This window comes from uncultured Gemella sp. (assembly GCF_963519265.1).
Classification (GTDB): Bacteria; Bacillota; Bacilli; order Staphylococcales; family Gemellaceae; genus Gemella.
In genome coordinates, this window is the sequence record NZ_CAUQNQ010000141.1 from 1 (window position 1) to 2,871 (window position 2,871).

Genomic DNA, 2,871 nt, shown 5'->3' on the forward strand with positions numbered 1-2,871 from the left:
TACTTCATATTTTCTCATGTGTGTGTTACCTCCTTTTGGTCTTTGCGACTCTCTAATCTATTAGAGAGTAAGGAGTAATAAAATTACTCTAGCGACTATTATATCAAGTATAAAAATAAAAATCAACTAATAACTATATTTTTCGGAATTTTTTTTGAATAATTTTTTCGAATCTTCTTCATTATTTAATCACTAAAAAAATCTTCTATTAACTATTCAATCCTCCTCTACTAAACAAGAAAAATAAATATCCCATTAGACAACTCTAAGGGGATATTTGGAAATTACTCTTTTACTTTAAATGAATATACTAAAACTAAAATTAATAATACTAATAAGCTATATAACGCAAACGAGGCGCTAATAGCATTAGCGAAGAATAATATAACTGTTGTTCCTATTGGTACTGAAATAGTAATAACAGTACTAAAAATACTATATATTGACGTTTGTTTTTCCTCAGGAACTGATTGTAAAATCAATGCATCTAGTTTTGGATTCGATATTCCTTCGAAATAGCCTATTATTACAGTTAAAATCACGAGTATAAATTTATTTTGCAGTAACAATAGATTTCCTACGTACATAATGAATAAAATTATTTCTAATATAGCATTATTTCTCAAACTCATATTCTTATAAAAACTAATTTGATAGACTCCTCCGACAATTGTACTAACTACTTCCACAATTTCTAACAAAGTGATAGTATATGCTACATTCCCAAATAGTAAGGTCTCATTTTTTACTAGAATTACTAGAAGTAAAGCGAACATTGCAGATGAGTAAAAATTCATCCCTAAAAATAGTATAACAAAATTATATATTTTCTTTATCTCACGAAGTATTTTAAAGTTTTCAATAGTATCCTTTAAAAATCTTTTAGTACTTACCTTCTCTTTATTATTAATTTTAAAACTACCAATCTCTGCTTTCATCACATTTTTATATTTTGCCAGTATTAAAAATGCTATCAAGAATAGTGCTGCATTTAACATACCAAAGTATGAGTAATTGTAACTTAAAAGCCCTAAAACGAATACTCCAACAGCCTTTCCACCAAGCGAGATTGTATTGTTTATAGAACTAATAAATGCTAATGCTTCACTTAACTGTTCTTTACGCACCAATCTAGTATTTATTGACATTGATAAATAGCTATTATATCCACCTAGAATATCAGCAACTACATTTACAAATACTAATACAATAAAAATCCACCATTGCACCCCATAAATACACACTAAGGCGAATAACGAAAATAATAAAAACTGATAAAATCTTGTCGATAATATTCTGTTGTACTTATCTTTCGTCTGATCTGCGAAATATCCTAGGATAAACGAGATAATATAAGGTAATGTCGTAGCTATTGACACTATACTCACAGCTAATTCTGGATTCGGTAAACTTGTCGCGTAAATAATAAACGCAATATCAAATAACGTCCTACCAGCATTCCCAAATGCCGATGAAATAGTGAATAACCTATAGAGTTTATTCTTCAAGAAAATATTCATAGAATATCACCTCCTGTATTATTTTATATTTTACATTGATACGGTTAAATTTTCAATATATTGTATAGTTTTTTTTGAAAATTTAAAATATTTATCATCAAACTTTAAATTCCTCATGATTAATAAAAAAGAGTAACTAAATGAAATCCTAATTTCCATAAACTCAAATTCGTCTTAGTTACTCTTTAATCTATTATATTTTATATTCTATCCCTCGTGAAATATTCGTACATATCTTCACGAATTGGTGTCTGTATTTTATAGAAGAATTGGATTACTGTATCTCCGCTTCTTTCTCTAGCTACCAACTTAGGCTCTCCTGTCGTTTTCATCTCTCCTAGAAAATAAAATATTCGTGCTCCATCTTTATCATCTTTATTTTTCCTCATAAATAGATAGATTTTTGTTTCATTATTATAGAAATAGTCGCACTCTTTCGATTCTAAATTTCTTCTCGGCTTCGACATCGAAGTAAATCCATTATCCGGTAAAAATCCATGTGTATAGTCACGGTTAAATGAATTTTCATCAATGTCGTAATTAATAAACACTGGTAAAGTCTTTGTTCTTTCATCATACTTATAACCACCTATAGCCAGTGGCACATAGTTAATTCCCCATGAGAATAATTTACAAATATCTTCGAAACTATATTTCTCATACAATACAAAATTAGTATCTTTATATAAATTATCTTTGTAATATTTATTATATCTGTAAATTCCATAGTCTACTAAATCTAGTAATAATTCCCTAAAAATCTCTGATTGTAGCTGTTCTTCAAATTCTTTAGATACTTTTATCTCTGATGCATTCTCATCTAAAAATATACAATCATGAAACTTCTTCTTAGTGACACTGCTAGTTACGAAATTGTTAGTAAGTATCTTTCTACTAACATCCAACTCATAATCTGCGATAAATTTATTATAATCTTTCAACATAATTTCTTCAAAAGCTGTAAGAATATTACGCTTCTTATCATCTAATAACAAACGTAAAATTATAAGTTCTTCTATCTTTTTACTCAATATTAAATTAGTAGAAACGAAATTTAGCATATTCTCTGCGGTCTTCGTCAGTTTTCCACTATATTTAAACTGTTTTTCCTTCTTGGATAAGAATGAATAATAACTTCCAGCTACTTCGAAAATCTTTCTAACATCAATAGCATCATAGTTTTCAAAATCTGAATAAGTAGGTATTCTACCAAGTTTATTTTTTAGCTTATTATATTCATCAGTAACAAATAGCCACGTGTTTAACTTCACATTGTCTATCGCGCTATATATTCTTTGTTTAGAGATTTCATCAAAATGAATAGTCGATGTCCCCGGAATATACCTAGTCC

The 2,871-nt window shown here is 28.2% G+C and carries 2 protein-coding genes; both read right to left on the reverse strand.

The window, feature by feature from the left end; all coding sequences use genetic code 11:
- Positions 1-284 precede the first annotated feature (284 nt).
- Positions 285-1,520 (reverse strand): MFS transporter, encoded by a 1,236-nt coding sequence (locus tag RWN11_RS08095; protein ID WP_314161227.1) that lies wholly within the window; start codon positions 1,518-1,520, stop codon positions 285-287.
- 200 nt (positions 1,521-1,720) lie between these two features.
- On the reverse strand, positions 1,721-2,871 hold a 1,151-nt coding region (locus RWN11_RS08100), incomplete at its 5' end, for a DUF3427 domain-containing protein (protein WP_314161228.1).